Annotated in this window: 30 protein-coding genes; 10 read left to right on the top strand and 20 right to left on the bottom strand. The window is 63.7% G+C overall.

Features of this window, described 5'->3' with window-relative positions; all coding sequences use genetic code 11:
* The first annotated feature begins 140 nt into the window (after positions 1–140).
* The 5 genes from rplM (at position 141) to DAEP_RS0104535 (ending at position 3437) form a co-directional block, all read left to right on the top strand.
* Positions 141–599, top strand: a complete 459-nt coding sequence (gene rplM, locus DAEP_RS0104515; protein WP_008554374.1) for a 50S ribosomal protein L13 — start codon at positions 141–143, stop codon at positions 597–599.
* A gap of 5 nt (positions 600–604) precedes the next feature.
* Positions 605–1090 carry a 30S ribosomal protein S9 gene (gene rpsI / locus DAEP_RS22425; protein ID WP_008557047.1) on the top strand — a complete coding sequence of 162 codons (486 nt, stop codon included), beginning with the start codon at positions 605–607 and terminating at the stop codon, positions 1088–1090.
* A gap of 165 nt (positions 1091–1255) precedes the next feature.
* The gene (locus tag DAEP_RS0104525) at positions 1256–1879 is read left to right on the top strand and encodes a CatB-related O-acetyltransferase (RefSeq protein WP_027243827.1); all 624 of its coding nucleotides are present in this window, start codon (positions 1256–1258) and stop codon (positions 1877–1879) included.
* Positions 1880–2013: 134 nt separating this feature from the next.
* Complete coding sequence (locus tag DAEP_RS0104530) at positions 2014–2382, top strand: group I truncated hemoglobin (RefSeq protein ID WP_008556513.1); 369 nt, start codon at positions 2014–2016, stop codon at positions 2380–2382.
* The gene (locus tag DAEP_RS0104535) at positions 2379–3437 is read left to right on the top strand and encodes an adenylate/guanylate cyclase domain-containing protein (RefSeq protein WP_008553371.1); all 1059 of its coding nucleotides are present in this window, start codon (positions 2379–2381) and stop codon (positions 3435–3437) included. Before DAEP_RS0104530 ends, DAEP_RS0104535 begins: the two co-directional genes overlap by 4 nt.
* Here the strand turns inward: DAEP_RS0104535 and DAEP_RS0104540 are convergent.
* From DAEP_RS0104540 to guaA, 11 genes are all read right to left on the bottom strand, one after another.
* Positions 3434–4051 (bottom strand): TetR/AcrR family transcriptional regulator, encoded by a 618-nt coding sequence (locus tag DAEP_RS0104540; RefSeq protein ID WP_008553472.1) that lies wholly within the window; start codon positions 4049–4051, stop codon positions 3434–3436. The two genes, DAEP_RS0104535 and DAEP_RS0104540, sit on opposite strands and share 4 nt — an antisense overlap.
* A complete protein-coding gene (gene ppk2 / locus DAEP_RS0104545) occupies positions 4044–4913 on the bottom strand; it encodes a polyphosphate kinase 2 (protein WP_027243828.1) in 870 nt (289 codons plus the stop codon). The genes DAEP_RS0104540 and ppk2 overlap by 8 nt, the downstream gene beginning before the upstream one ends.
* A gap of 61 nt (positions 4914–4974) precedes the next feature.
* The gene (locus tag DAEP_RS0104550; protein ID WP_027243829.1) at positions 4975–5928 is read right to left on the bottom strand and encodes an alpha/beta fold hydrolase; all 954 of its coding nucleotides are present in this window, start codon (positions 5926–5928) and stop codon (positions 4975–4977) included.
* A gap of 1 nt (position 5929) precedes the next feature.
* A complete protein-coding gene (gene metA / locus DAEP_RS0104555; protein WP_027243830.1) occupies positions 5930–6847 on the bottom strand; it encodes a homoserine O-acetyltransferase MetA in 918 nt (305 codons plus the stop codon).
* Positions 6848–6906: 59 nt separating this feature from the next.
* Complete coding sequence (locus DAEP_RS0104560; protein ID WP_008556488.1) at positions 6907–7770, bottom strand: hypothetical protein; 864 nt, start codon at positions 7768–7770, stop codon at positions 6907–6909.
* A gap of 55 nt (positions 7771–7825) precedes the next feature.
* A complete protein-coding gene (locus DAEP_RS0104565; protein WP_027243831.1) occupies positions 7826–8740 on the bottom strand; it encodes a DMT family transporter in 915 nt (304 codons plus the stop codon).
* A gap of 122 nt (positions 8741–8862) precedes the next feature.
* A complete protein-coding gene (locus DAEP_RS0104570) occupies positions 8863–9999 on the bottom strand; it encodes an OmpP1/FadL family transporter (RefSeq protein WP_027243832.1) in 1137 nt (378 codons plus the stop codon).
* Between the two features lie 103 nt (positions 10000–10102).
* On the bottom strand, positions 10103–10981 hold the full coding sequence (locus DAEP_RS0104575) for a DMT family transporter (RefSeq protein ID WP_008555343.1): 879 nt from the start codon (positions 10979–10981) through the stop codon (positions 10103–10105).
* Positions 10982–11058: 77 nt separating this feature from the next.
* A complete protein-coding gene (locus DAEP_RS22430; RefSeq protein WP_245595055.1) occupies positions 11059–11739 on the bottom strand; it encodes a CgeB family protein in 681 nt (226 codons plus the stop codon).
* Entirely contained in the window at positions 11736–11951 is a 216-nt protein-coding gene (locus DAEP_RS0104585) for a hypothetical protein (RefSeq protein WP_027243833.1), read from the bottom strand. Before DAEP_RS0104585 ends, DAEP_RS22430 begins: the two co-directional genes overlap by 4 nt.
* 145 nt (positions 11952–12096) lie before the next feature.
* Entirely contained in the window at positions 12097–13659 is a 1563-nt protein-coding gene (gene guaA / locus DAEP_RS0104590; protein ID WP_008557998.1) for a glutamine-hydrolyzing GMP synthase, read from the bottom strand.
* A gap of 243 nt (positions 13660–13902) precedes the next feature.
* Between guaA and DAEP_RS0104595 the strand changes: the two genes are divergently transcribed.
* On the top strand, positions 13903–15450 hold the full coding sequence (locus tag DAEP_RS0104595) for a trimethylamine methyltransferase family protein (protein ID WP_008557221.1): 1548 nt from the start codon (positions 13903–13905) through the stop codon (positions 15448–15450).
* Between the two features lie 13 nt (positions 15451–15463).
* Here the strand turns inward: DAEP_RS0104595 and DAEP_RS0104600 are convergent, their stop codons facing one another.
* A complete protein-coding gene (locus tag DAEP_RS0104600) occupies positions 15464–15823 on the bottom strand; it encodes a DUF6477 family protein (RefSeq protein WP_008553829.1) in 360 nt (119 codons plus the stop codon).
* 234 nt (positions 15824–16057) lie between these two features.
* Between DAEP_RS0104600 and DAEP_RS0104605 the strand changes: the two genes are divergently transcribed.
* Positions 16058–17131: a DUF6456 domain-containing protein gene (locus DAEP_RS0104605; RefSeq protein ID WP_027243834.1), complete on the top strand. Its 1074-nt coding sequence runs from the start codon at positions 16058–16060 to the stop codon at positions 17129–17131.
* A gap of 71 nt (positions 17132–17202) precedes the next feature.
* Here the strand turns inward: DAEP_RS0104605 and DAEP_RS0104610 are convergent, their stop codons facing one another.
* Together DAEP_RS0104610 and DAEP_RS0104615 are read right to left on the bottom strand one after the other, a co-directional pair.
* Complete coding sequence (locus DAEP_RS0104610; RefSeq protein WP_008556406.1) at positions 17203–17751, bottom strand: peroxiredoxin; 549 nt, start codon at positions 17749–17751, stop codon at positions 17203–17205.
* Positions 17752–17947: 196 nt separating this feature from the next.
* Entirely contained in the window at positions 17948–18862 is a 915-nt protein-coding gene (locus tag DAEP_RS0104615; RefSeq protein WP_036760441.1) for a hypothetical protein, read from the bottom strand.
* 222 nt (positions 18863–19084) lie between these two features.
* On the opposite strand from DAEP_RS0104615, the gene lipA reads away from it, so the two are divergent.
* Together lipA and DAEP_RS0104625 are read left to right on the top strand one after the other, a co-directional pair.
* Positions 19085–20035, top strand: a complete 951-nt coding sequence (gene lipA, locus DAEP_RS0104620; RefSeq protein WP_008556809.1) for a lipoyl synthase — start codon at positions 19085–19087, stop codon at positions 20033–20035.
* Positions 20032–21174, top strand: coding sequence for an amidohydrolase (locus DAEP_RS0104625; RefSeq protein WP_027243836.1), 1143 nt, complete (start codon positions 20032–20034; stop codon positions 21172–21174). The genes lipA and DAEP_RS0104625 overlap by 4 nt, the downstream gene beginning before the upstream one ends.
* 14 nt (positions 21175–21188) lie before the next feature.
* On the opposite strand, the gene DAEP_RS0104630 is transcribed toward DAEP_RS0104625, so the two are convergent.
* Both DAEP_RS0104630 and hpt read right to left on the bottom strand, forming a co-directional pair.
* Positions 21189–21545 (bottom strand): hypothetical protein, encoded by a 357-nt coding sequence (locus DAEP_RS0104630; RefSeq protein WP_008554817.1) that lies wholly within the window; start codon positions 21543–21545, stop codon positions 21189–21191.
* A 233-nt stretch (positions 21546–21778) separates the two neighbouring features.
* Positions 21779–22324, bottom strand: coding sequence for a hypoxanthine phosphoribosyltransferase (gene hpt / locus DAEP_RS0104640; protein ID WP_008556590.1), 546 nt, complete (start codon positions 22322–22324; stop codon positions 21779–21781).
* 74 nt (positions 22325–22398) lie between these two features.
* On the opposite strand from hpt, the gene DAEP_RS0104645 reads away from it, so the two are divergent.
* Positions 22399–22845, top strand: a complete 447-nt coding sequence (locus tag DAEP_RS0104645; RefSeq protein ID WP_027243837.1) for a type II toxin-antitoxin system RatA family toxin — start codon at positions 22399–22401, stop codon at positions 22843–22845.
* A 101-nt stretch (positions 22846–22946) separates the two neighbouring features.
* On the opposite strand, the gene DAEP_RS0104650 is transcribed toward DAEP_RS0104645, so the two are convergent.
* The 4 genes from DAEP_RS0104650 to DAEP_RS0104665 form a co-directional block, all read right to left on the bottom strand.
* A complete protein-coding gene (locus tag DAEP_RS0104650) occupies positions 22947–24128 on the bottom strand; it encodes an ammonium transporter (protein WP_027243838.1) in 1182 nt (393 codons plus the stop codon).
* Positions 24129–24267: 139 nt separating this feature from the next.
* Positions 24268–24759 (bottom strand): CinA family protein, encoded by a 492-nt coding sequence (locus DAEP_RS0104655; protein ID WP_027243839.1) that lies wholly within the window; start codon positions 24757–24759, stop codon positions 24268–24270.
* Between the two features lie 2 nt (positions 24760–24761).
* Positions 24762–25268 carry a phosphatidylglycerophosphatase A family protein gene (locus DAEP_RS0104660; protein WP_027243840.1) on the bottom strand — a complete coding sequence of 169 codons (507 nt, stop codon included), beginning with the start codon at positions 25266–25268 and terminating at the stop codon, positions 24762–24764.
* A complete protein-coding gene (locus DAEP_RS0104665) occupies positions 25265–26401 on the bottom strand; it encodes a bifunctional 2-C-methyl-D-erythritol 4-phosphate cytidylyltransferase/2-C-methyl-D-erythritol 2,4-cyclodiphosphate synthase (RefSeq protein WP_027243841.1) in 1137 nt (378 codons plus the stop codon). Before DAEP_RS0104665 ends, DAEP_RS0104660 begins: the two co-directional genes overlap by 4 nt.
* Between the last annotated feature and the right edge of the window lie 125 nt (positions 26402–26526).

Genomic DNA, 26526 nt, shown 5'->3' on the forward strand with positions numbered 1-26526 from the left:
TTTATAACCTGTTGTTTTGCAACGATTTAATCTTGATTGACCCTGTTGACGCAGCATTGCGATCCCCGTAAACCCCCTCCATCGCATTCAGGCGGGACCGATTTGGATTCTGCCTTCACGACAAACAGGATTGACCTGCCATGAAAACCTTCTCTGCTACTCCGGCAGATATCGAGAAGAAGTGGATCCTGATCGACGCCGAGGGCGTTGTTCTGGGCCGTCTTGCCTCGATCGTTGCCATGCGCCTGCGTGGCAAGCACAAAGCCTCGTTCACTCCGCATATGGATATGGGCGACAACGTCATCATCATCAACGCCGACAAGGTGCAGATGACCGGCAAAAAGCGTGACGAAAAATTCTACTGGCACACCGGCCACCCGGGCGGCATCAAGTCGCGCACCAAACAGGAGATCCTGGAAGGTGCACACCCGGAGCGCGTCGTGTTCCAGGCCGTCAAGCGTATGCTGCCGGGCAACCGCTTGGCGCGCCAGCAGATGACCAACCTGCGTATCTATGCCGGTGCCGAGCACCCGCATGAAGCCCAGGCCCCCGAAGTTCTGGATGTCAAATCCATGAACAAGAAAAACACCCGGAGCTGATATCGATGGCTGATCAGATCAACACTCTCGAAGAGCTGGGCGCCGTTGCAGGCGTTGAGTCCGTTGCAGAAGAAACCATCGCGCGTGAGCCGGTTCGTGACGAACTGGGCCGCTCCTATGCCACTGGCAAGCGTAAAGACGCAGTTGCCCGCGTCTGGATCAAGCCGGGCTCCGGCAAGGTCGAGGTGAACGGCAAGGAAATCAACAAGTACTTCGCCCGTCCGGTACTGCAGATGATCCTGCGCCAGCCGTTCCAGGTTGCCGGCGTCGAAGGCGAGTTTGACGTTTACGCCACCGTCAAGGGCGGCGGCCTGTCCGGTCAGGCCGGTGCGGTCAAGCACGGCATCTCCAAAGCGCTGCAGCTTTACGATCCCTCGCTGCGCGGCGCGCTGAAAGCGGCAGGCTTCCTGACCCGCGACAGCCGCGTTGTGGAACGGAAGAAATACGGCAAGGCCAAAGCCCGCCGTTCGTTCCAGTTCTCCAAGCGTTAATTCGGAACATATCCAATTCGAAAAGGCCCGCCGCTGGCGGGCCTTTTTTTATGCCGGTTTTTTTGATCCTGCTCGCTTTTGCCGAAATCTTTCAGGGTTCTTTCAGGAAGATTTTCTAATTTGTTTCCTGAATCGAGCGACCAGCAAGCGAAGGCAGGACAAATAATGGCAACACCGGAGAACCCGAAAACTGCTCCGATCGGCAACGGGCAGCTGGATATCGGCCGCTTCACCCATGGCTATGAGGAGCTGGATATCCAGGAGCAGGGCGGCGGGGCCAATGTGTCCATCGGCGCGTTCTGCAGCATCGGCCGGGGGATGCGGATCCTGCTGGATGCTTCGCCCATGCTGGACCGGATCACGGCCTTCCCCTTTGGCGAGGTTTTCTGCGAAGAACTGGGCGGCGCCGGGGTGCATGTGCCGCGGCAGAACGGCGGCGATGTTGTCATCGGCAACGACGTCTGGATCGGTGCCAATGCCACCGTGCTCGCCGGGGTGACCATCGGCAATGGTGCCGTCATCGGTCCGAATGCCACTGTCGCCAGCAATGTCGGCGCCTATGAGGTCTGGGCAGGCAACCCGGCGCAGCTGGTGCGCAAGCGGTTTGAGGACGCGGTCTGCGAAAAACTGCAGGAGCTGCGCTGGTGGGATCTGCCGCTGCCGCTGATCCGGGAAATGGCACCGCTGCTGTCGGCGCAGCCGACGGTGGAGCTGATCGAAGGCCTCCAGGGCATCGTCGCCGATCTGGTGACCTTCACCGACCAAGGCGCGGGCGAAAGCGCGGCCTGAGGCCGGGCAGGGCTTTGCCCGCTTCAAACCGCCTCGATATGCGGCCCGGGACCGGCCAGGTTCCAGGGCCGTTAACTTTTTGGCAGAACTGGCGTAACATGGGCTGACTGCGTCCTGTTGGGAGGACAGCTGCCATGCCGCAAACAATCTATGAGAAATACGGCGGGTTCAGCGCCATCAGCCGCGTCGTGATGACATTTTACGAGATGGCGCTCGAGTCCGATCAGATCGGCGACTACTTCGCCGACGTCGACATGGCGCGGCTGATTGATCATCAGACCAAGTTCATCTCCTCGCTCCTGGGCGGGCCGGCCTCCTTCAGCGACGAGCGTCTGGAGGCGGTGCATAGGGCGCTCGGCATCACCCATGAGGATTTCGACGAAATGGAGGCCCTGCTCAAGGAAGCGCTGGAGCAGCACGGCTTTTTTGAGACCGATGTGCGCGCCACGCTGACCGCGATCGAGGCAAAGCGCAACATCATCGTCACCAGGAATGCGGCATGAGCATTGCCGCCATCAACGAGCAGCTGCTGCGCGCGATTGGCGTCGGGGTGGCGGTGGTGCGGGCCTCTGACCTTGGGTTTGTCTTTCACAATCAGCCCTTTGCGGAATGGTTCGGCACGCCGGGCGAGGGCGCAGCGCTGACCGATGCCATCGACGGGCTGGACCGCGCGGATCTGGGGCCGCTGTGCGAGGAGGGGCTGCGCTACTCGGCGGAGCTGAAGATCAAGCGCAAGCGGCGCACGCTGGTCTTTGCCATCAACATCTCGCAGGCCAGCCATCTGGACGAGGCGCTCTTGGTGGTGGAATGCCAGAACATCACCCGCATCCGCGAGCTGGAAAGCATGATCGACAGCTATTCCGCCATGGTGGAGCGCAACACCCGCGAGCTGGAACGTGAGAAGGAGCGGGTGGAACGGCTGCTGCTCAATCTGATGCCGCGGCAGGTCTACGAAGAGTTCAAAACCTTTGGCGTCGTCACCCCGCAGCTCTATCCAAAGGTCTCGGTGGTGATGCTGGATTTTGTGAATTTCACCGATTTCGCCTCCCGCACCGATCCGACGGTCACGCTGGGAGAGCTGAACGACATCTTCACCGCCTTCGACCGCATCGTCGAGCAATACGGCTGCGAGAGGATCAAAACCATTGGCGACGCGTATCTGGCGGTCGCCGGGATGCCGGAACCGATGCCCGAACACGCCACCGCCGTGGCCCATTGCGCCACCCGCTTCCTGCGCTACCTGGAGCGGCGCAACCAAAGCCATCAGCACAAATGGCAGGCGCGGATCGGGCTGGGCACCGGCTCCGCTGTCGGCTCGGTGGTGGGGATCCAGAAATACGTCTACGACGTGTTTGGCCCCGCGGTGAACCTGGCGTCCCGCCTGCAAGTTTTCGCCAATCCGATGAAAATCGTCGCGCCCGAAGAGATGAAGGCCGCGCTGTCGGAGGAATTCCGCGTCACCGACATCGGCCCCGAAGACATCAAGGGCATCGGCGAGGTCAATCTGATCAATGTCGGTGACGAGCTGAGCGCGCCGCAGCCTGCCAGCCGGTTTTAACTATCCGGCGCAATCAGACCAAGCCCGCGCAAATAAATGCCAATGCCGCTTTCCAGCAGATCCTCGGGCGGAAACGGGGAGGTGGCACCTGGAGAGTTGCGCGCATAAAGCTCCACCACCCCGTGGCTCATCGCCAGCACATGCGCAGAGAACATCGAGGCCGGCGGCCGTTTGTGTTCGGGGATGTGCTGGCTCAGATCCGCTGCGGCGCGTTCCAGGATCGCCCGGGCACGGGCGGCGGCATCGGCCAGCTCCGGCGTGCGGTTCACCGACACGCCGCTTTCGAACATGGCGATGTAATGGCCCGGATGCTTCCGCGCAAAGGCCAGATAGGCCCGGCCCGTCGCCTCGAACGCCGCCAGCGCCGAGGGCTGGTACTTGTCATAGGCGTGCTGCATCAGGTCGGCAAACATGATGTAGCCCTGGCGCGCGGCCTCGGCGATCAGGTCTTCGCGCCCTTCGAAATGGCGATAAACCGCGGCCGGGGTGACACCCGCCGTCTTGGCGGCCTCCGACAGGGTGAAGCCGGTCGGGCCCTTGGCCTCGATCAGCTGCAGGGCGGCTTCGACCAGCGCCTGGCGCAGGTTGCCGTGATGATAACCGCGTTTAGGCATCCCAGATGTCCGGGCCTCCGCAAATTTCCGTGTCCAGGGCGCCGATGGCCTTGGTATCCTTGTTGTCATAGTCAATGCCGCTGAGCACCGCCCGGATCGCCGCCAGCCGCGCCCGCCGCTTGCCGTCGGAGCGCACGATGGTCCAGGGGGCCTCGGGACAATGGCTGCGTTGAAGGGTCTCGGAGATTGCGGCGGTGTATTCGTCCCATTTCTCCAGCCCCTTGACGTCGATCGGGCTCAGCTTCCACTGCTTCAGAGGGTCGGATTCCCGCTTCAGGAACCGCCGCAGCTGCTCTGCCCGGCCGACATTGAGCCAGAACTTGAACAGCTTGACGCCGTCGTCCACCAGCGCCTGCTCAAACCCCTTCACCTGGTGAAAGAACCGCTCGCGCTGGTCATCGGTGCAGAAACCAAACACCTTTTCCACCACGCCGCGGTTGTACCAGCTGCGGTCAAAGAACACGATCTCGCCGCCCGACGGCAGATGCTGGATGTAGCGCTGGAAGTACCACTGGCTCTGCTCTTCTTCGCTGGGTTTGGACAGTGCCACAACCCGGGCGCCGCGCGGGTTCAGGTTTTCGCGGAAGCGTTTGATGGTGCCGCCCTTGCCGGCGGCATCGCGGCCCTCCAGCACAATGGCGATGCGCGCGCCGCTGGCCTTGACCCAGGCCTGCATCTTGACCAGTTCGATCTGCAGAGCCTCCAGCTCCGCCTCATAGGTCTTGCGCGCCATCCGTTCCCGGTGCGGGTAGCTGGGGGTGATGATCTCGTCCTTGTCCGCGGTCTGGATCGCCTTGCGGATCTCCTCCGGCGCGCCGGTCTCGTAGTATCGGCTGATAGCCCCGTCAAATGGCAGCGTCATATGCAAAACCCTTCTGTCCCCAACACCTTATATGGGGCTGCAGTATGGAATGTGAATCGCATTAACGCAAATCTGCCCGGGCGGCAGCGCGCCGAACCGCGGCAGCGACCTCATCGGTTGCCACATGGTGCGGCATGTGGCCGATCCCCTCCAGCAGCGTCAGGGCGGCACCGGGGACATCCCGCACCAGCTGGCGCGCGTGGATATTGGGGCTGACGGTGTCATCCGCAGTGCCGTGGACGATTTCGACAGGCACCCCGATGCGGCTGTAAAGCGGCGCCAGCGCCTTCACCTCAGACAACAGGTTGGCGCGCTGCCGGGCATTGGCCCGCAGGGAGTTGCGCCGCAGCGTCAGCCCGATGCCGAAATGCTCGGCATAGCCTTCCGGCACCTGCTGCGGCGCAAACACCGCGTCCAGCGTGTCCATGACGGTGGCCCGGGACACAAAGGCGGTCAGGGCCGGGATCGCGAGGGCGCTGCCGATCCGCGACGACGTCACCTTGTAAAACGTGTCCAGCGGCGTGTCCCACGGGTGCGAAACGCCTGCAACAGACACCAGCGCCGCCAGTGCCTCCGGATGGTCGACGGCCCAGGCCAGCGCCACCGCACCTCCGTAGCTTTGCCCCAGCACGACGGGCTGCGGCGCCCCCAGCTGCGCCGCGGCCTGGCGCAGCACGTCCGCCTGCTGGCGGATCGTCGCCCCAGTGCTGTTCAGGCGGTCGGAATAGCCCAGGCCCGGCCGGTCGAACACCAGGATGCGGAAATCCCGGGCCAGCGCCGGTGCCAGCCGGAAGGTCATGTCCCGGGTGTTGCCGCTGGAGCCATGGATCAGCACCAGATCCGGCGCGCTGCCCTTGGGCTGGCCCATCTCCACCACATGCACCCGGTGGCGGCCGACCACCAGCACCTGGCCCTGCGGCGGGTGGCTGGACTCGGCAGCCGCCTCGCGCCGCCCGGCCTGCCAGGCGGTCAGCGCGGCACCGGTTGCAACAGCGAGGCTCAGATAAACCAGCATCCTACCGGCCGATCTGATCCAGCTCATATGGCGTGGTCTGGTAGATCTCATTGATCCAGTTGCCATACAGAAGATGCGCGTGGCTGCGCCAGCGGTTCAGCGGCTGCTGGCTGGGATCATCGTTCGGATAATAGTTGTCCGGCACGTTGATCGGGGTGCCATTGGCCACATCGCGGTCGTATTCCTGCTTCAGCGTATCGCTGTCGTATTCGAAATGGTTGAAGATATAGAGCGCGCGGTGCGCCTTGTCCTCCACCAGGCAAGGGCCGACCTGATCGCTGCCCAAGAGGGTGCGCAGCCCCGGGGCCGCGTCGATCTCTGCCTGCTTCATTTCGGTCCAGCGGCTGACCGGGATCACGAAATCATCCGAGAAACCGCGAAGGTAGGGCGAGGCAGGCGCCAGATTCCGGTGCCGGAAGCAGCCGAACGCCTTGTGGTCCAGCATGTGCTTTCTGACGCCATGGAAATGGTTGATCATCGCCATGCCGCCCCAGCAGACGCCAAAGGTCGAATGCACGTTGGTCTGGGTCCACTCGAACACCTCGCGCATCTCGTCCCAATAGGTGACTTCCGGAAACTCCAGATGCTCGATCGGCGCGCCGGTGATGATCAGCCCGTCGAACTTCTCGTGCTTCACCTCCTGGAAGGAGTGATAGAACTCCTCCATATGCTCAGCCGCGGTGTTCTTGGTCTGATGCTCGGTCATCCGGATCAGGCTGAGCTCGATCTGCAGCGGCGTGGCGCCGATCAGGCGGGCAAACTGATTCTCGGTCTGGATCTTCTTGGGCATCAGGTTCAACAGCCCGATGCGCAGGGCCCGGATATCCTGACGCGCCGCCTGATCCGGCGACATGACCATCACGCCTTCGTTCGTCAGAACGTCATAGGCGGGGAGGTCTGCTGGAATCTTGATGGGCATGTCACTGTCCTGATTTGCGGAAGGGTGTGCGATATAGCGGAAGTTGAGAGATAAGCGGCTTAGCTTCGGGCCTCAAGGGCCGAGGCGATCAAATCCACGAAACCGGCCTCATCCTTGACGGTTGAGATCTGGTCGGCGGTGACAGTGATGCCCCAATTGTCCGCCATCGCCTGATAGCGCGGCTGGCGGTGCGCCAGGGCCTGGGCATAGGTCCAGCGGATAAAGGCATCGGGGTCCACATCCCCTTCAGCTATGCCATTTTCCTTGAGATACTCTTGCCAGACCCGGTCCAGGAACTCCGGCTGATAGGACATCGGCTTGGGCGCGCGGTCGAACCGGCGCACCAGCTCCTCGGTATGCGCCTCGTCGCCCTTGATCCAGACCATCAGCGTGTGCTTGCTGAGTTCGGACATGATCTGGTCCTTAGGATCGTCCACATCCACCCATTCGCAGATCGACCCGCCGGTATCGCAGATGAAGTTCGGATAGCCGTAAAGCTGCTGCGCGCGGTCCTCGAAATACTCGGTGTCCAGCAGCGCGCGGATCTCCGCGACCCGGAACTGCTCCTGCCGCCGCTTGTATTCCGCGATCGGCAGGCCGCCCTTGGCCACATCGCCGGGCTTGCCCAGATAGGCCGCGACCGGTGTCAGGTTTTCAAAGGTGATGTTGGAGCCGATGAAGATCGAATCCGACAGCAGCAGCTCGCGCAGGAACGGCACTTTCATCGCCTCGGCCTTGGCGTTGTCGGCGATGTATTCGCCCATGTAGCGGGTGCCGATGCGGTAATCGACGGAGTAATGGAACCAGCTGCCGGCCCCGCGCAGGACGTTGCTGACATAGGTTTTGCCAAGCCCGGACATGCCAAAGAACAGCACCCGTTTGTTCGGCGCCTCGCGCCAGTCCTGTGCGGAAGAGTAGAGCATTGATTACGTAGTCCCTGAAGGTTTCAGGCCTTGCTAATCCTCTGCGCGGGCTGGGTCAATTCCGTGCGCGCTTGCGCCGCAACCGGGGCTTGCCGTTCAGGATCAGCAGCCCCGCCGCGAGCAGGGCAAAACCGGCATAGGCCTGCGGTTTCAGCGCTTCGCCCAGCACCCAGGCGCCCAGCACGATGGCGACCGGCGGGATGATCAGCGTGACCAGCATCAGATTGCCGCTGCCCGCCAGCCCCAGCACCCGGTAATACAGCAGATAGGCCCCGGCGGTGGCGATCAGCGAGAAATAGGCGATGGAGATCCAGGTGCCCGTTTCCAGCGACAGCACAGGCGTCCCGTCAATCAGCAGCGCCGCCGGAGCCAGGCACAGGGTGGACCCCGTGAGCATCCCCGCCGCCGCCACCTGCGGCGGCAGGCCCGACAGGTGCAGCCGCGCCCAGGCGCTGGCAAAGGCATAGGACACCGTGCCTGCTAGCACCGCCAGCTGCGCGGTGCTGCGGAGGTCGAAACTGGCAAATTGCTCCAGCCCGATGGCTGTGGCCACGCCCAGGAAGCCAAGGGTGACCCCCAGCGCCTTGCGCGCCGTCAGCCGCTCATCGGCAAAGATCATCGCCGCGACGATCACCCCGAACACAGCCGTCGCCGCATTCAGGATCGAGGTGAGGCCGGTTTCGATATGCAACTGCCCCCAGGCCATCAGCCCGAAGGGAATCACGTTATTGAGCAGGCCCATCACCAGGAAGGCGCCCCAGACCCGCGGGTCCCTTGGCACCGGCAGCCGCATCAGCAGGACGGCGGCCCACAGGACCAGCGCCGCCCAGCCGCAGCGGTGCAGCACCAGGGTCACAACGGGGATTTCATCCAGGGCGATGCGGATCGACAGAAACGATCCGCCCCAGATCACGCCGAGCAGGATCAGCTCGGCCCAGGCGCGGGGGGATATGGTTTTTTGCGGGCTCATGCACGTCAGCTAACGCGCGGGCGAGCGCCGGGCGACCCGTTTCTTGCGGCAAAAGAAAACCCCGCCCTGGAAACAGGGCGGGGCGAAGGCTGGTCCTGCACCGGCAGCGGCCGGAGGAAGGATCAGAAGTTGTAGCCGATTTTCAGGCCGAAGCTGACAGCATCGTTGTCCTGGAAGTTGGTCACCGGGTTGCCGCCCGGAGAGGCAACCGCGTCGCCCAGCTGGGTATAGCGGATGCCCGCGGAAATGGTCATGTTGTCCTGCTTGTAGCGCACGCCAAGCCGGATCGCCTCATACCCGTGGGTCGGCGCCAGCGGCGACACCAGATCGTCGCCGTCCACATCCGCATAGATCAGAGCCAGCGAGCCGGACCAGTTCTCGTTGAAGCTGCGGCCGATCCCCAGCGTGTAGGTGAAGGAATCGTCCAGGTCGATCAGGTCCCGGCCCAATCGCGCGGGAACAAGGTCTGTCACGCTGTGTTCCGCCCAGCGGATGCCGCCGAACAGCAAAGTGTCCTGAGCGATGCCGGTCTGGAAGTCCAGATTCACCGACTGCGGTGTCTTGGTCGTTGTGGAAGTGTTAGCGTTCAGGACAGGGGCACCGGCAAACGTCTCGTTCAGATCGAAGTCATGTTCGATTTCAGAGCTGTAAGTCAGCGCTGCACGCAGGGCAATCTCAGGGATCTCATAGGCCACGCCAGCGACCCAGCCAAAAGCGCCGTCCTTGTTGACATTCACGTTGTATGTGCCGCCGGGAATGGCGCCGTAGGCGAGACCGGCCAGATTGATTTGGCCATCGATTTCCTGATAGCGGATACCGCCATGGACGCTGAAGCGCTCATTGAACTTGTAGCGCAACAGGGCGGTGATCGAATTGGAATCCGCCTGCGCGGTGGTCCCGCCCAGCAGCAAAGAGCCGGTGGTCGGGTAGTTCACGTCCACACCCCAAGGCTGATCGAAGATCACCGCGAAGGACAGTTGTTCGTTGAGGTCCCGCTTGTAGCCTGCACCGAACATGTTGAAGCGTTCGCCGACATCCCCGGTGGCGGATTGAAGCGGATTAAGCGGGGTCACGCCATCACTACGAGTGGCGCGGTCATTGCCCGACAGGTCCACGGACGTGGTCGCGAAGGAGAATTCGGCGTAGTTGCCTTCTTCGAAGATAATGCCGATCGGCTGGCCGGTGCGGTCAAGGCCGCTGGCCACGGCAGGCCCGGACACCAGCGCCAGAGCGGCGGTTGTTGCAAGATAGCGTTTCATTGTTCCTCCCTTGGTAGCGGCCTGAGCGGACCGCTTTACGCGAAGGTAATAGGGCAGAAATCCGCAGATCAACCGTAACCAAGCGGCAACTAGCGTGAAACCTTCAGTTGCGGGCGGACCTGACGGGATTTCCGGCAACAATGTTGAGGTAATTCGCGATGCAGATGATGGCAGCGCCGCTCAGCACCCAGGCATCCAGCGCCTCGCCGTAGATCACCATGCCCAGGATCGCGATGGCGGGCAGCCGGGCGAAATCTATGGGCACCACGACGCTGGCGGGGGCCAGCGACAGGGCGGTGGTCAGGCAGAAATGCGCGGTGAGGCCGGCAATGCCGATCAGCACCAGCCAGGGCAGGGTGGATGCGTCCGGCAGCGCCATGCCGCCGTCCCATCCGGCAGCCAGCAGACCCATCACAAGTTGCATCGCCGTCAGCCAAAACAGGATCGAGGCGGTGGTCTCGTGCCGGGTCAGCCGTTTGGTCAGGATCGCAGTGAGGGCAAAGAAGATCGCGCAGCCGGCCGCCGCGGCGAGGCCCAGGTTCAAGGTGTCCGGACTGGGGCGGGCAACGATCAGGATGCCGGCAAAGCCCAGGCCAACCGCCAGCATCCGCCGCCGCGTCAGGGTCTCGCCCAGCAAGAGCGGCGACAGGATGATGACCCACAGGGGCGAGGTGAACTCCAGCGCGAACACCTGCGCCAGCGGCACCAGCGTCACCGCGAGGAACCACAGGTTCTGGCCGGTGAAATGGACCGTGTTGCGCAGGAGATGCACGCCCAGCCGGTCCCGCCGCACCTGATGCCAGCGTCCGGTGGCCGTCAGCACCGCCACCACGATCAGCAGCCCGACCATGCTGCGGTAGGTCATGATCTCGAAGGTGTCCAGCGTCAGCCCGGCCTCGCGGCCCGCGATGGCCATGGCGGAGAAGGAGACGATGGCGCCAATCATCCACAGGGCGGCGGTGAGCGAGTCCGGGTTTTGCATGGCAGTCCTCCCGGCGCCGAGGAAGTCGCCATCCTGCAGTGGCGTCAAGGGGAATTGCGCCCGGGCGCCCCGCCGGCTTAGAGGATTTCCCGCAGCAGCACCGCCTGGGGATGACGCTCGATCGTTTCCTTTGCCTTGATGCCCAGCCGGGCCAGCCGCGCCTCGTCCTGCAGAACCGCGGCAATGCTTTCAGCAAGGTTTCCGTAAGGGCTGCACAGCAGCCCTTCGCGGTAGCAGTCATCAATCCGGGTCGTGGGGTTCACCTCGGCAGCGACAGGCACGCCGTTTGTCATCAGATAGAAGGTCCGAACGATCTCGAAAATCTGCGTGTCATAGTAGTGAAGATTCAGCACGATCCGCGAACGGGCGATCCAGGCATCCCGGGCCGCTCCGTAAATGCCGGACAGCACCTTCACCCGCAGGCCGCGGGAGATGAGATCTTCAAGCACGTGCTTGCGCCGCTGATTTATGCAGCCGTAGAACAAGACATCGACATCGCGCTCATCCTGCGGGGCAATCCGGCACAGCTCCTTCTGAAAGCCCAGCTGGAGCTTCTCCACGCGCTTCACGCCGAAGTCCTTGAGGTAGGCGACATTTGCATCGCTGTAGTCCCACAGCGTGAAATCGTGAGAAAACCACTGCAGAATATTCTGGTTCCAGCTGCCAGGTGTTCCCCCCAGCTGCTCGGTGTTGAGAATAATTGTGCCGGGCGGCATCTGCGCGGCCATCGCGGGGTTCAGAAGGTGGACGCCAATCACGATGTTGCGGGCGGAAGGGATTCCCCGTCAATGTGCTGAGGCAAGGAGATATTCCAGTGCCTCTGCTGAGGCGGGCTGATCACATACTGCTCGTCGAGGAACGCCAGGCTGACGCCGTTCAGGCCCTGGACATACCGTTCGATGGACGTGCCGCCGCACTTGGGAATATGGGCGAAGTGCAGCAGCACGTCTTTGTATTTGATCACGGGCATTTTGCGCCGCCATTTGCCTTGAAGCAGTTGACCGCCGGCTTCGGACCGGCGGTCAGGTGTTCCGCTCAGGATGGCGCAAATTGTTTAAACGTTCTTTATAACAGGAGCGGTTTCACGCCTGTTTCACAAGCCACGCAAGCCCGTGTCATTCCCACTCGATGGTGCCCGGGGGCTTCGAGGTGATGTCGTAGGTGCAGCGGTTGATGCCCTTCACCTCGTTGATGATCCGGGTGGCGGTTTCGCCCAGGAACTCATGGGTGAACGGGTAATAATCTGCGGTCATGCCGTCCACCGAGGTCACCGCGCGCAGCGCGCAGGCATAGTCGTAGGTGCGGCCGTCGCCCATCACGCCGACGGTGCGCACCGGCAGGATCGCGACAAACGCCTGCCAGATCTCGTCATAGAGGCCGTGCTTGCGGATCTGGTCGATATAGACCGCATCCGCCTCGCGCAGGATGTCCAGTTTCTCGCGGGTGATCTCGCCCGGGCAGCGGATCGCCAGGCCCGGTCCCGGGAAGGGGTGGCGGCCGATGAAGCTGGCGGGCAGCCCCAGCTCGTGGCCCAAGGCGCGCACCTCGTCCTTGAACAGCTCGCGCAGCGGCTCGACCAGCTTGAGGCCCATCTTCTCCGGCAGGCCGCCGACGTTGTGGTGCGACTTGATGGTGACAGAGGGGCCGCCCGAGAAGGAGACCGACTCAATCACATCCGGGTAGAGCGTGCCCTGCGCCAGGAACTCGGCGCCGTCGATGGTGTCGGCGTGTTTCTGGAACACGTCGATGAACAGCTTGCCGATGATCTTACGCTTGGTCTCGGGGTCCGACTGGCCTTCCAGCTCGCCCAGGAAAAGCTCGCTTTCATCCGCGTGGATCAGCTGGATATTGTAGTTGTCGCGGAACATCTTGACGACTTCTTCCGCTTCGTTCTTGCGCAGCAGGCCGTGGTCGACAAAGACGCAGGTCAGCTGGTCGCCGATCGCCTCGTGGATCAGGACCGCCGCCACCGAAGAGTCGACGCCGCCGGACAGGCCGCAGATCACTTTCTTGTCGCCGACCTGCTCGCGGATCAGGCGGATCGCCTCGTCCTTGTAGGCGCCCATGGTCCAGTCGCCGGTGAAGCCCGCGATCTTGACGAAGTTTTCGTAGAGCGTCTTGCCGTTCGGGGTGTGGTGCACCTCGGGGTGGAACTGAACCGCATAGAAATTGCGCTCCAGATCGGCGGTGATCGCAAAGGGGGCGTTGGGCGAGGTTCCATAGACCTCAAAGCCCGGCGCGATTTTCGAGACATGGTCGCCGTGGCTCATCCAGACCTGCTCGCGCGCCTCCAGGAACCAGCCGTTCAGCAGCGGGATGCGCTCCTGGCTCGGGGTCACATAGGCGCGGCCGAATTCGGCGGTGCCGTGGCCGCTGACCACCTCGCCGCCGAGCTGGTGCATCATCACCTGCTGGCCATAGCAGATGCCCAGGATCGGCACGCCATAGTCGAAGATTTCCTGCGGCACACGCGGCGATCCCTCGCGGGTCACGCTGTCCGGCCCGCCCGAGAAAATCACTGCCTTCGGCGCCAGTTCGCGCACGAAGTCCATGGTGACATTCTGATAGGGGTGGATTTCGCAATAGACGTTCAGCTCGCGCAGGCGGCGCGCAATCAGCTGCGTGACCTGGCTGCCAAAGTCGATGATGAGAAGGCGGTCATGGGATGTCTCTGTCATGCACGCGCCATAGGGCAGGAACGCATTTTCCGCAAGGGGGTTTGGCGCTTGGCCGGCGTTCGGCCCGGTTTTTCAAGGCGGTGCGCCCTGTAACCCGCGCAAGCTCTGCCAAACGCCGCTGCCGCGGTGGAAAATGCCCCGCCAATGTCGCTTTTCAACTTGAATGGCCGCAATCCTGCGGCGGCGGCGGGCGCGGTGGCTATAATACCCTTCGCAATGAAATGCCTGTGGTGAGGATAAACCATGACAGAAGCAGCCCCGCGCCGTCGTGCCCGCGGTTCCGGCGGCGGCGCCGCCCGCCGCGCCGAACGCACCAGTGTCAAGATCGAGACCGCGAAGTACATCGAGCGCAATATCCCGAACTTCGAAGTGCTGAACGACGAAGCGCTGGAGATCATCGAGCATAACGCGGAAACCATCCTGGAAGAGGTTGGCGTCAACTTCGTTGACAACCCGGCGGCGCTGCAGCGCTGGCGCGAGGCGGGTGCCGATGTGCAGGGCGAGCGCGTGCGCATTCCCCGCGGCCTGGCCCGCAAGCTGTGCGAAACCGCGCCTGCGGAGTTCACCCAGCATGCCCGCAACCCCGAGAAATCGGTGGTGATCGGCGGCCGCAACATGGTGCTGGCGCCGGTCTACGGCCCGCCGTTCGTGCGCGACGCCAACGGCGGCCGCCGCTATGCGACCATGGACGACTTCAACAAGTTCGTGAAGCTGGCCTATATGTCCAAGTGGCTGCACCACTCCGGCGGCACTGTCTGCGAACCCACTGACATTCCGGTGAACAAGCGCCACCTGGACATGCTGATGGCGCATATGACCCTCAGCGACAAGCCGTTCATGGGGTCTGTCACCGAACCCAGCCGCGCCCAGGACTCCGTCGACATGGCCGGCATCCTGTTCGGCAAGGAGTTCGTGCAGAACAACACCGTGATGACCTCGCTGACCAATATCAACTCGCCGATGACCTTCGACGACGTGATGATGGGCTCGCTGGAAGTCTACGCGCAGAACATGCAGGCTTGCATCATCTCGCCGTTCATCGTCGGCGGCGCCATGGCACCGGTGTCGGTTGCGGGCACCCTGACCCAGGTTCTGGCCGAAGTTCTGGCGGGCATCGCCTACAGCCAGCTGTGCCGGCCCGGTGCGCCTGCGATCTTCGGCGCCTTTGTGTCCTCGATCGACATGAACTCCGGCGCGCCGACCTTCGGCACCCCCGAAGCGTCGCTGGTCACCTACGGCGCAGGCCAGCTGGCCCGCCGCCTGGGCGTCCCGTTCCGCTCGGCCGGCTCCTTCTGCGGCTCCAAGCTGCCGGATGCGCAGGCAGCTTATGAAACCGCGAACTCGCTCAACATGGGCCTGCTGTCCGGCGTCAACTTCATGCTGCACGCCTGCGGCTGGCTCGAAGGCGGCCTGGTTGCGGACTTCGAGAAGTTCGTGATGGACGCCGATCAGCTGGGCGCCCTGCACGGCCTCGCCAAAGGCATCTCGGTGGACGAGAACGGCCAGGCGATGGAAGCCATCCGCGAAGTCGGCCCCGGCGGCCACTACCTCGGCTGCGCCCACACCCAGGCCAACTTCAAGTCGGCGTTCTGGAAGTCCGACCTGCTGGATTACAAGCCGTTCGAGCAGTGGGAAGAGGAAGGCAGCCGCGACACCTATGCGCTGGCCACCAGCCGGGTCGAAAGGCTGCTGGCCACGTACGAGCAGCCGGCCATGGATCCCGCCATCAAGCAGGCGCTGGAGGAATACGTCGCCGAGAAAAAGGCCTCGATGCCCGACGCGTTCATGTAAACGCCTGAAAAAATCAGGGGCAGGGGGCCGCGCCCTCTGCCGCACTGGAACGGCGGTCCGCAAGGGCCGCCGTTTTCGCATCTCCCGGACGTCCAGCCGCGCGCAGGCAGGCCGCTTCTCCCGCCAGCGCGATCAGCACATCCACATGGCGGATCAGGGAATAGCCCGCTTCGCCCGCCGTGCGCGCGGCATTCAAGGCGCTTTCCATCTCCAGCAGCCGCATCACCGCGGCGGCGGGCTTCGGCAGTGTCCCATAGCCCAGAATCCGCCGCAAATCGCGCTGGCGGCAATAATTTGCGGCGCCCAGACGGGCCGCCCTCGACAGAATCCGCGGACGGCGAAGCAGCGAGACCCGGGTGACTACATCCTGCATTGTCCTCTCCTTTTTCATTCTCTGTGCCGGACCTGCTATAACACAACCTAACGTGGTGTTGCGGAGAGGGCGCTACCGGCGAACGGTCCGTTTTGTGATGATTATTCATTTTCTGGAAACAATAGCGCCTGATCTGAATTTCTTTTCAAAACCAGTCGGGTGACCGTGGAGGAGCCTTCGGGCGCGGTGAGCGCGGCCGGCGGGCGGGCCCGACTGACGACCGGGGGTCTGAAAATGCAAAACCTACCGCACGCACCCTTGCCTGGCTGGGTGCCGCTTGAGACATGCCGTTATCTTCAGCACACGGAGGCGGGCCGCCCGATCCGGCAGCTTGCCCGCAAGGCCGGGTGCCACCCGTCCACCATTCTGCGCCAGGTGCGGCGGGTGGAAACCCTGCGGGACGACCCGCTGATAGACGAGGTGCTGACCTATCTTGCCGGACGCTTTCAGGCCGACGGCGCGGCCAAGGCGGGCGCGGGCGCGGACAGGCCCGCGGCGCGCGGCCTCACTGCCGGGTTCGAGCGCGAGTCCGCCAGCGTGCTGACCCTGCTCAGCCGCGGCGGCGCGGTTCTGGCTGCCGCCGAAGGGATGGAGATGGCAGTGGTTGTGCGGGAGGGCCAGGACAGCGACGGCCAGAAGGTGGCCGTGTCCCGCCCGCTGGCCGGGGCGCTGGCGCTGACCGGGTGGATCACCTGCTCCCGGCGGGGGCGCATCAGCCGGTACGCGATAACGCCAGCCGGGCGCACCGCGCTGAAACGGATCATTGCCGATCAGGAAAACCGGGCCAGGGCGCGGCTGGAGGGCGGCTTTGCCGAGGCGCAGGCGCCGTTTCTGGCCCCGGACGGCAGCGGCAAGCCGGGCTATGGCCGCAAGCCGCGCTATGGCACTTCGGAAACCCCGCTGGAGATGCTGGCGCGGCTGTCGGACAAGGACGGCAAGCCGTTCCTGTCCCCCGCCATGGTCCGCGCGGGCAAGCGGCTGCGCGAGGATTTCGAGCTGGCGCAGATCAGCAGCCATCTGATGCAGGAGACGCTCTATTTCACGCCCGGCAGCCGCGCCCTGCGCAGCAACAGCCACGAGGCGGGCGCCGCCGCGCAGCAGCGGATGACGGAGGCGCTGCAGAAACTGGGGGCGGGCCTCGGCGACATTGCCCTGCGCTGCTGTTGCCATCTGGAAGGCCTGGAAACCGCCGAGCGCAGCCTGGGCTGGCCGGCCCGCTCCGGCAAGGTGGTGCTGCGCATCGCGCTGCAGCATCTGGCGGATTACTATGGCGAGACCAGCGCCCTGGAGGCGGAGCTGATCGGCTGACAGCCCTATGCCTGCAAAAGAAAACGGGCCCGCACCTGGCGGACCCGTGAATCTGTCTGAATGGCTAAGCCTTAGGCTGCGACTTCTGCCTTGGCTTCTTTCAGGTGCTTCAGCACGGTCTCCGGGGAGGAGACGCCATAGGGGTCTTCGCCGTGGTTGTCGGACAGGCCCGGCTCTTCGAACCATGCCTCGACCACGCCATCGTTGATGATGGCGGCATAACGCCAGGAGCGGTTGCCGAAGCCCAGGTTGTCCTTGGCGACCAGCATGCCCATCTTGCGGGTGAACTCGCCGGAGCCGTCCGGGATCACCTGCACGTTTTCCAGCTTCTGGTCGCGCGCCCAGGCGTTCATCACAAAGCTGTCGTTCACCGACATGCAGTAGATCGCGTCGATGCCTTCGGCCTGGAAGTCGGCAAAGCCTTTTTCAAAGCCCGGCAGCTGGTAGGTGGAGCAGGTCGGGGTGAAGGCGCCGGGCAGCGAGAACAGCACGACGCGCTTGCCTGCAAAGTAGTCAGCGGTGGTCTTGTCTTCCCAGCGGAACGGGTTCGGGCCCTCGATCGACTCGTCGCGGACACGGGTGCGGAAGGTCACGTCGGGCAGCTTAACGCCAGCTTTCATCTCTGAATCTCCTGAAGGTTCATGCTCGTTCGGCGCGCAGACTTAAAATGATTCTAAGCCGGTATCAACACGTCCATGACTCCAGGATGCAGCTTATGGTTCTGCACCGCGGCATGCGGCGCAGATGCGCCTTTCAAGGCGCGGGCCGCGGCAGTTTCCTGCCGCCGCAATGCGTTATCAGCCGCCGGGCGAGGCGCTAGGCCGCAGCTTTCTTGATCGTCACCGTGGTGCCGCGCAGCTTGCGCTCGGCGGCGGCGGTGAGCTCATTGAACTTCTTCAGCGTCGCCAGCAGCTTCTTCTTGTCCTTGGAATCCTCGATGGCGCGCGGGAACTTCTTCTGCACGGTCTGGTACTGATCGTTGATCTTCTTCAGATCCTTGAACTTCGCCGCTGCCGCTTTGAGGTCCGGCACAGCCGCCTTCAGGTCCTGGCCCGCCTTGTCGATGGCTGCCCCGCAATGGGCGTTGATCGCCTTGACCAGCAGGCCAACCTGGTTGGTGTATTTCTTCAGATTGCGGTCCACCAAGAGCTGCGGCAGCTCGGTCGCGTCGAGCTTATTGTCGTGGCTGTCCGGCTTTTCCTTCAGGATCTTGGCCACATTCTTCTGGAAGTTGGCGGCGTAAAGCTTCTGCATCGCGTTCAGCTTGCCTTCGTATTCCGAGGCCTGTTTGACCCCGGCCATCTCCTTGGCCAGCGCGCCCTGCAGCGCCTCGATGTCCTTCTTGGAGTCCGAGGTCTTGGACCGCTTTTTCAGATCCTTGCCGATATCCGCTGCCAGCTTGCTCATCTTGGCCAGATGCGCCTTGGCCTCGCTGCAAAAGGCGGCCATCGCATTGACCTCTTCCTCGTGGATGTCCACCGCCTTGTTCCAGGTCGTCATGCCGTCCTTGAAATGCTTGTTCTTCTGGAAATCCGCCAATTTGCCGGAGGTCACCCCGTCGGCGCGCGCCTTGGCCAGGCTTTCGCGGAAATAATCCTCCCCCTCCCAGGCGTTGCCCAGCGAGATCCCGATCCGTTTCTTGATTTTCTCGCCCTCGGCCGCGGTGAATTTCTGTGTGCCTGCCGCCAGCTTCTTGTGCTCCGCCTTGAACTTCTCCAGCTCCTTGGCCATCACGCCCTCCCTTACTGATTACCCGTGCCGTTTACCTGAGCAATTGCCCTGCACAGCCAGACTATGTGCGGCGATGCGGCGCTTTGGCAAAAGAAAACGGCGCCGGTATCCGGGGGCTCAGCCATGATCAGGCGGCAGGGCAGGGTTGACGATATCCCCGTGCCAAGCCAAGTCAGCTATGATAAACCCGCAAGAAAGCCAGAGGCCGGAAGGGAAACCCACGTGAGAGACCTTAAAATCCCGGAGCAGCGCCACCCCGAGAAGGCGCATCGTCCCGACAACGCTCAGCCCAAGAAGCCAAGCTGGATCCGGGTCAAGGCGCCGGGCGGCAAGGGCTATGCCGAAACGCATAAGATCATGCGCGACAACCAGCTGACCACCGTGTGCGAGGAGGCAGGCTGTCCCAACGTCGGCGAATGCTGGAGCCAGGGCCACGCGACCATGATGATCATGGGCGAGATCTGCACCCGCGGCTGCACCTTCTGCAACATCGCCACCGGCCGCCCCGACGCGCTGGATGCGTTTGAACCGGGCCGGGTTGCCCATGCGGTGCAGAAGCTGGGCCTGAACCACGTGGTGATCACCTCGGTGGACCGCGACGACCTGGAGGACGGCGGCGCCGAGCATTTCGCCCAGACCATCCGCGCCGTGCGCCACCGCAGCCCCAGCACCACGATTGAGATCCTGACGCCGGACTTCATCAAATGCGATGACAGCGCGCTGGAGATAGTGGTGGCGGCCAAGCCCGACGTCTTCAACCACAACCTGGAAACCGTGCCGGGCCTTTATCCTGAGGTCCGCCCGGGCGCGCGCTACTTCCATTCCCTGCGCCTGCTGCAGCGGGTCAAGGAGCTGGATCCCTCGATCTTCACCAAATCCGGCATCATGGTCGGCCTAGGCGAGGACGCGCAGGCGGTGAAGCAGGTGATGGATGATATGCGCGCTGCCGGTATCGACTTCCTGACCATCGGCCAGTACCTGCAGCCGACGCCCAAGCACCATGCGGTTGACCGGTTCGTGACGCCGGAGGAATTCAAGACCTACGAGAAAGCCGCCTATGGCAAGGGCTTCCTGATGGTTTCGGCCACTCCGCTGACCCGCTCTTCCTATCATGCAGGCGACGACTTTGCCCGCCTGCGCGAGGCGCGCAACAAGAAGCTGGGCCTGGCATGACGCCGGAGCGTCTGGCGCGGCTGACCCGGCTGCGCCACGCTCTGCACCAGATCCCCGAAGTGTCCGGCGCTGAGGAAAAGACCGCCGCGATGGTGGCGGACTATCTGCGCCAGAATCAGCCTGATCAGCTGCTGGCCGGCCTTGGCGGCCACGGCGTTGCCGCGGTTTACGAGGGCAGGGAGGATGGCCCCACGGTCCTCATCCGATGTGAACTCGACGGGCTGCCGATTGAGGAGCTTTCGGATCAGCCCTACCGCTCCACCCACCCGGGCCGCGGCCATCTGTGCGGCCATGACGGCCATATGACGATGGTGGCGGCGCTGGCAGAAGACCTGTCCGCCCGCCGTCCCGCGGCAGGCCGGGCGGTGCTGCTGTTCCAGCCCGCGGAAGAAACCGGCAAGGGCGCTGCGGCGGTGATCGCCGACCCCGCCTTCCGGCAGATTGCGCCGGATTATGCGTTCTCATTGCACAATCTGCCGGGACTGCCGGTGGGGCAGGTGGCCTTGTGTTCCGGCCCCGCCAACTGCGCCTCCCGCGGCATGCGGATCAAGCTGAACGGCAAGACCTCTCACGCAGCCGCGCCGCAGGACGGGGTGTCGCCCGCCGGGGCTATCGCCCGATTGCTGCCGGGGCTTGTTGCCCTGGGCAGCGGCGGCAGTCTGGGGCCGGAGTTTGCGCTGGTCACGCTGACCCACGCCCGGCTGGGCGAAGCCACGTTCGGCATCGCACCGGGGGAGGCGGAGGTCTGGGCCACCCTGCGCACCGTCACGGACACCCGCATGGACCAGCTGATCACTGCTGCCACGGTTCTGGCAGAGCAGGTTTGCACGGCGGAGGGCCTGGGGCTGGCGATAGAATTCGACGACGTGTTCGACGCCTGCGCCAACCACCCGGAAGCGGTTGAGGTGCTGCGCACAGCCGCCGCCGCGGCCGGCTGTCCGGTGCAGATGCAGGAGCTGCCCCAGCGCTGGTCCGAGGATTTCGGGCAGTTCGCCAAGGGCGCCAAAGTGGCGATGTTCTGGCTGGGCTCAGGGGAGGCGCAGCCGCAGCTGCACAATCCCGATTACGATTTCCCGGACGCGGCAATTCCGGCCGGGGCCGGGATCTTTCTGCACGCGATCCGGGATTTGCTTGGCTGAATCTTTTCTGACCTTTACTGGGTCAGCGCATTGACGACGGCCACCGCGCCGACAATCGCCAGCGTGTCCTTGACGACCTCAAAGATCTTGTTGTCCTGGCGCACGTAGCGGTGCCCGTCGCGCGGCGGCTCTAGCCCCCAGCGGCCGTAGTCGTCCACGTAGACCCAGTCATCACCGCGGATACGGTCTCCATAGCGGTCGTGATCGTGGCTGTGCTTGGAGTGGTGGCGTTTCTTCACCTGGCCCGGGGCATAATGGGCGGCGCTGTTATTGTGGCCCGGCGCCCATTTCGGCGGCCCGGCGTAGGCCGCTGCGGGGGCAAGGGCGAGGCTGGTGGCCGCGGCGGCGGCCGTCATCAGAAACTTGTGCATTGGCGGATCTCCCGTGATCTCTGCATTTGCAGACCAGATGGGCAAAACGGGAAGAAAAGGCAAATCCGCTGCGCCGGAATGCGCCGGCGGCAGAAGGAAACCGGCGGAGCGGCGCCGGTTTCTGGCGCCGCGCAGGTTCCTGATTTCTGTGGCATTTCTGCACGGAACCAGCAGCAGGCTGCATGAGCGGTGCACAGGGGGTGCACGCGTGTCACCCCCGGTCACCGGCTGTTTCAGCCCTCGCCGGTGAAGCGCACCTTGCCGATGTGCGGCAGGTTCCGGTTGCGCTGCGCATAGTCGATGCCATAGCCGACGACGAACTCGTCCGGGATCTCGAAACCCACCCAGTCAGAGCGGAAATCCACCTCGCGGCGCGACGGTTTGTCGAGGAGCGCGATGGACTTCAGCCGCGCCGGGTTGCGGCTTTGCAGCAAGTGGATGACGTGGTTCAGCGTGTGGCCGGTGTCGACGATATCCTCAACCACCAGCACGTCGCGCCCTTCAATGGCGCCGCGCAAGTCCTTGAGAATGCGTACTTCCCGGCTGCTTTCCATCGCATCGCCATACGAGGACGCTTCCAGGAAATCGACCTCGATCGGCAGGTCCAGTTCCCGCACCAGATCGGCGATGAACACGAAACTGCCGCGCAAAAGGCCGACGACGACCAGCTTGTCGGTATCGCCGAATTCCTTCTGAATCTCCTCGCAAAGCTCCTCGATCCGCGCGGCAATTGCCTTGGCGGAGATCATCACATCAATGACATATGGACGCTGTGACATGGCTGCCCCCTTGAATTTCCAGCGCGTACATAGGACATGACGCGTCACAATTGTAGCAGAAAATCAGCGGACAGATGCCCACACACTCGGAAACCCGCCAGATGCCCTATTCGGCGCAGCAGATGTACGATCTCGTGGCTGATGTCGCGCAATACCCCAAATTCCTGCCCTGGTGCGCTGCCGCCCGCATCCGAAGCCGCGCGCCGCTGGGCGAGGCGGAGGTGATGGAAGCGGATCTGGTAATTTCCTTCAAGGTCTTCCGCGAACGCTTTGGCAGCCGGGTGACCTTATATCCCGGCGAGAAAAAGATTGACACGGAGTATCTGGACGGCCCGTTCCGCTACATGAAATCGAACTGGTCCTTTGCCCCGCGCGAGGACGGCACCTGCGACGTGTCCTTCTTTGTCGATTTCGAGTTCAGGAACGCGGTGCTGCAGGGCATCATCGGGGTGGTCTTCAACGAGGCGATGCAGCGTATCGTGCGCGCGTTTGAGCGCCGCGCGGCGGAACTGTACCGCTGAAACTCAGCCTTTAACCGAGACAGAAACGGGTCCCCGAGGGGACCCGTCCGGTGCGAAATGGCACCGTCTGCCGTGAGTGGTGGCATCCGCTATGGCCGGGGTCAGCTGTTCATGTCGTATGCGCGCTCACCGTGCACTGAAAGATCGAGGCCGTTGGTCTCGCTTTCAAGATCCACGCGCAGGGATGTGATCGCGGCGGAGACTTTCACCAGCACGATCGTCACCACCACGGTGAAGACGCCGACAATGACAAGGGCACCCAGCTGCGCGGCCCAGGCGCCAGCGCCGAAGACGGCGATCATGATGGTGCCGAAGATGCCGCCGACGCCATGCACGGCAAAGACATCCAGCGTGTCGTCGATCTGCATTTTGTTGCGGATCAGGTTGACCATCTCCTGGCACAGCACGCCCGCAACCGCGCCGATGATCAGCGCCTCAACCGGGCCGACAAAGCCGGAGGCCGGGGTGATCGAGGCAAGGCCCGCAATGGTGCCGGTGACCAGACCCACGAGGGAGGCCTTGCCGTATTTGATCTTTTCCCACAGCGCCCAGGAAAGCGAGGCCGTGGCGGCAGAGATATGGGTCACGGTCAGCGCCATCGCCGCACCGCCGTCGGCGGCCAGCTGCGAGCCGCCATTGAAGCCGAACCAGCCGACCCACAGCATTGCGGCCCCGATCATCACATAGCCGGGGTTGTGCGGCGGGATGGTGCGGTTTTTGCGCGGGCCGAGAAAGAAGGCGATGATCAGCGCGGCCAGACCTGCGGTCTCATGCACCACGATGCCGCCGGCAAAGTCCCTGACGCCGGTCTCGCCGAAGATGCCGCCGTCGGCCAGAAAGCCGCCGCCCCAGATCCAATGCACCACCGGCGCGTAGCACAGAAGCATCCAAAGGCCGGAGAACACGAGCACAAAACCGAAGCCCACACGCTCCACATAGGCGCCGACGATCAGCGCGGGCGTGATGATGGCAAAGGTCATCTGGAAGGCAAAGAACAGAACCTCGGGCAGGGTGCCGGACAGGCTGTCTGCGGTGACCCCGTTCAGGAACATCTTGTCCAGCCCGCCCCACAGGCCGGACGTGCCGCTTCCGAAGGCAATGGTGTAGCCGAAGGCCAGCCACAGAACGCTCATCAAACAGGCAATGGCGTAGCAATGCATGAAGACGCTGAGCACATTGCGGGCACGCACAAGGCCGCCGTAAAACAGGGCCAGCCCCGGCAGTGTCATGAAGAGGACCAGGGCCGTGGCCACAATGATCCATGCGGTATCCGCTCCGTTCATCCGATTGTTCCTTCCCCTCGAAAACCGTTGGGATCAGGAGAAAGCCGAAAGCCCGCGCAGAAAAAAGCGGCAGGGGTGCGGAGAGCGCACAAAAACGGGGCTTTTTTGCAAGTGCTGAAAAAATGAGCGCCGCAGCGGGTCAGCTGCCCGTTTCGCGTTCGATTTGGGAAATGGCCTGTGCCAGCAGTTCCAGCGCATGGTCGCGGGTGGCGGTGCGAACCTTGTCCCGGCCGATGGCGCCGTATTCCACGGTTTCGGTGAACGTCTGCTGGCCGCCGCGAGCGAGGCCAAAGCAGACGCGGCCCTCGGGCTTGAACTCCGACCCGCCGGGGCCAGCGATGCCGGTGACGGAAACCGCCAGCGTCACGCCCGCGTTCCGGACCGCACCCTCCGCCATTTCCGCGGCGACTTCCTCGCTGACCGCGCCCACCGCATCCAGCGTCTCCGCCCTGACACCCAGCATCTGCCTCTTGGCGGCGTTGGAGTAGGTGACGAAGCCCCGGTCGACCACGGCGGATGAGCCGGGGATATCCGTCAGCGCGGCGGCAATCATGCCGCCAGTGCAGCTTTCGGCGGTGGCGATGGTGATGCCTGCGGCAGTTGCCCGGCGGATGAGGTCGGCGGTGTCCATGCTTACAGTCCTAGAACACCGTGGGACAGGAAGGCCAGCGCAACAACGCCGATGGCGGCCATGATGCCGGCAATCACGTCATCCATCATCACACCGGTCGCCCCCTTCTGACGGTCGGCCCAGCCGACCGGGCCGGGCTTCCAGATGTCAAACAGGCGGAACAGCACAAAGGCGGCAATCCAGCCCGGCCACAGGGCGGTGATCTCGATGTCATGCGCCCAGGCCGGGTAGGACACGGCCCAGAGCGCGGTGAACTGGCCTGCGACCTCGTCCAGGACAAATTCGGAGGGGTCCATGTTCTCGCGGTTGCGGGTCATCGCTTCCGCCGCCCAGACGCCCACGATCATGCAGATCACGGTTGCCAGCGCCAGAAGCAGAAACCCGCCCAGCTGATGCAGCGCATAGGCCATGGGGAGCGCCGCAAGCGATCCCCAGGTGCCGGGCGCAGGACGCAGGTAGCCGATGCCGCCCACGGTGCCGATCAGGAAGGCCAGATTCGATCTCTTCATGGTTTCACCAGCGCTGCGGTGGCGATGGCGGCGATGCCCTCGCCGCGGCCCGTGAAGCCGAGGCGTTCGGAGGTGGTGGCCTTGACCGACACCCTGCTGGCCTCGATGCCAAGGATCTCTGCCATCACGGCGCGCATCCTGGCCGCGTGCGGGCCGACCTTGGGGTATTCGCAGACCAGGGTGCAGTCGACGTTCGACAGGGTGAATCCCATCTCGCGGGCCAGATTGGCGGCATGGCGCAGGAAAATCTCGCTGGCGGCGCCTTTCCACTGCGGGTCCGAAGGCGGGAAGTGCTGGCCGATGTCGCCTTGTGCCAGCGCGCCATAGATGGCGTCGGTGACGGCGTGCATGCCGACGTCGGCGTCGGAGTGGCCCTGCAGAGTTTTCTCGTGCGGGATTTCGACACCGCAAAGGATCACGCTGTCGCCGGGGCCGAACCGGTGCACGTCGTAGCCATTGCCAAGCCTGATATCCATGTCTGCTCCCAGAATGCGGTCCGCCCGGGCGAAATCCTCGGGGCGGGTGATTTTAATATTGTCGGGCTCGCCCGGAATGATGCGGACGTCAAGGCCTGCGGCGCGGGCGACCTCCACGTCATCCGCCGCCCCGCCCGGGTGGGCCAGGTGCGCGGCAAGGATCTCCTGATAGCGGAAGCCTTGCGGCGTTTGGGCGGCAAACAGGCCGCCGCGGTCCTGGGTGCCGGTCACGCTGCCCCCGGCGCCGGTCCACAGCGCATCGGTCACGGCCAGCGCCGGGGCCGCTGCAGGCACATCGTCCAGAGCGCCGATGATACCGCGGATCAGAGCCGTGCCGGTACAGGGGCGGGCGGCGTCATGGATCAGAACCTTGTCTATGCCCCTGTTTTCCAGCGCTTTCAGCCCGTTCAGGACCGAGGCTGCGCGCTCGGCTCCGCCCTCGGCCAGGATCAGTGCGGGCTGGCCGGAGAACTCCTCCCACGCCTGATGATCGTCTGCCGAAAGCACGAGTACGGTCAGGTCCACGCCCGCCTTCGCGAAGGCGTCCAGCGTCCAGTCGATCACCCGGCGGCCCTTCAGCGGGCGCCATTGCTTGGGGGTGCCGCCGCCTGCGCGGGTGCCGCGTCCGGCGGCGACGATCAGGGCGGCTGTGGTCATGAAGGCCTCGTTGCAAATCCGGCCTTTGTTTATGAGGTGGCGCGGAGATAGGCAATCACCTGGCGGAATGTGCCTAATAATTAGGCAAATGAGGGCTGGCAGTGCCTTGCACAGGGCGGTTTCAT

The organism is Leisingera daeponensis DSM 23529, assembly GCF_000473145.1.
Classification (GTDB): Bacteria; Pseudomonadota; Alphaproteobacteria; order Rhodobacterales; family Rhodobacteraceae; genus Leisingera; species Leisingera daeponensis.

Bases quoted from the DNA above. Each gene is read 5' to 3' on its own strand.
- rplM (WP_008554374.1), top strand. From the start codon at position 141: ATGAAAACCTTCTCTGCTACTCCGGCAGATATCGAGAAGAAGTGGATC.
- rpsI (WP_008557047.1), top strand. From the start codon at position 605: ATGGCTGATCAGATCAACACTCTCGAAGAGCTGGGCGCCGTTGCAGGC.
- DAEP_RS0104525 (WP_027243827.1), top strand. From the start codon at position 1,256: ATGGCAACACCGGAGAACCCGAAAACTGCTCCGATCGGCAACGGGCAG.
- DAEP_RS0104530 (WP_008556513.1), top strand. From the start codon at position 2,014: ATGCCGCAAACAATCTATGAGAAATACGGCGGGTTCAGCGCCATCAGC.
- DAEP_RS0104535 (WP_008553371.1), top strand. From the start codon at position 2,379: ATGAGCATTGCCGCCATCAACGAGCAGCTGCTGCGCGCGATTGGCGTC.
- DAEP_RS0104540 (WP_008553472.1), bottom strand. From the start codon at position 4,051: ATGCCTAAACGCGGTTATCATCACGGCAACCTGCGCCAGGCGCTGGTC.
- ppk2 (WP_027243828.1), bottom strand. From the start codon at position 4,913: ATGACGCTGCCATTTGACGGGGCTATCAGCCGATACTACGAGACCGGC.
- DAEP_RS0104550 (WP_027243829.1), bottom strand. From the start codon at position 5,928: ATGCTGGTTTATCTGAGCCTCGCTGTTGCAACCGGTGCCGCGCTGACC.
- metA (WP_027243830.1), bottom strand. From the start codon at position 6,847: ATGCCCATCAAGATTCCAGCAGACCTCCCCGCCTATGACGTTCTGACG.
- DAEP_RS0104560 (WP_008556488.1), bottom strand. From the start codon at position 7,770: ATGCTCTACTCTTCCGCACAGGACTGGCGCGAGGCGCCGAACAAACGG.
- DAEP_RS0104565 (WP_027243831.1), bottom strand. From the start codon at position 8,740: ATGAGCCCGCAAAAAACCATATCCCCCCGCGCCTGGGCCGAGCTGATC.
- DAEP_RS0104570 (WP_027243832.1), bottom strand. From the start codon at position 9,999: ATGAAACGCTATCTTGCAACAACCGCCGCTCTGGCGCTGGTGTCCGGG.
- DAEP_RS0104575 (WP_008555343.1), bottom strand. From the start codon at position 10,981: ATGCAAAACCCGGACTCGCTCACCGCCGCCCTGTGGATGATTGGCGCC.
- DAEP_RS0104585 (WP_027243833.1), bottom strand. From the start codon at position 11,951: ATGCCCGTGATCAAATACAAAGACGTGCTGCTGCACTTCGCCCATATT.
- guaA (WP_008557998.1), bottom strand. From the start codon at position 13,659: ATGACAGAGACATCCCATGACCGCCTTCTCATCATCGACTTTGGCAGC.
- DAEP_RS0104595 (WP_008557221.1), top strand. From the start codon at position 13,903: ATGACAGAAGCAGCCCCGCGCCGTCGTGCCCGCGGTTCCGGCGGCGGC.
- DAEP_RS0104600 (WP_008553829.1), bottom strand. From the start codon at position 15,823: ATGCAGGATGTAGTCACCCGGGTCTCGCTGCTTCGCCGTCCGCGGATT.
- DAEP_RS0104605 (WP_027243834.1), top strand. From the start codon at position 16,058: ATGCAAAACCTACCGCACGCACCCTTGCCTGGCTGGGTGCCGCTTGAG.
- DAEP_RS0104610 (WP_008556406.1), bottom strand. From the start codon at position 17,751: ATGAAAGCTGGCGTTAAGCTGCCCGACGTGACCTTCCGCACCCGTGTC.
- DAEP_RS0104615 (WP_036760441.1), bottom strand. From the start codon at position 18,862: ATGGCCAAGGAGCTGGAGAAGTTCAAGGCGGAGCACAAGAAGCTGGCG.
- DAEP_RS0104625 (WP_027243836.1), top strand. From the start codon at position 20,032: ATGACGCCGGAGCGTCTGGCGCGGCTGACCCGGCTGCGCCACGCTCTG.
- DAEP_RS0104630 (WP_008554817.1), bottom strand. From the start codon at position 21,545: ATGCACAAGTTTCTGATGACGGCCGCCGCCGCGGCCACCAGCCTCGCC.
- hpt (WP_008556590.1), bottom strand. From the start codon at position 22,324: ATGTCACAGCGTCCATATGTCATTGATGTGATGATCTCCGCCAAGGCA.
- DAEP_RS0104645 (WP_027243837.1), top strand. From the start codon at position 22,399: ATGCCCACACACTCGGAAACCCGCCAGATGCCCTATTCGGCGCAGCAG.
- DAEP_RS0104650 (WP_027243838.1), bottom strand. From the start codon at position 24,128: ATGAACGGAGCGGATACCGCATGGATCATTGTGGCCACGGCCCTGGTC.
- DAEP_RS0104655 (WP_027243839.1), bottom strand. From the start codon at position 24,759: ATGGACACCGCCGACCTCATCCGCCGGGCAACTGCCGCAGGCATCACC.
- DAEP_RS0104660 (WP_027243840.1), bottom strand. From the start codon at position 25,268: ATGAAGAGATCGAATCTGGCCTTCCTGATCGGCACCGTGGGCGGCATC.
- DAEP_RS0104665 (WP_027243841.1), bottom strand. From the start codon at position 26,401: ATGACCACAGCCGCCCTGATCGTCGCCGCCGGACGCGGCACCCGCGCA.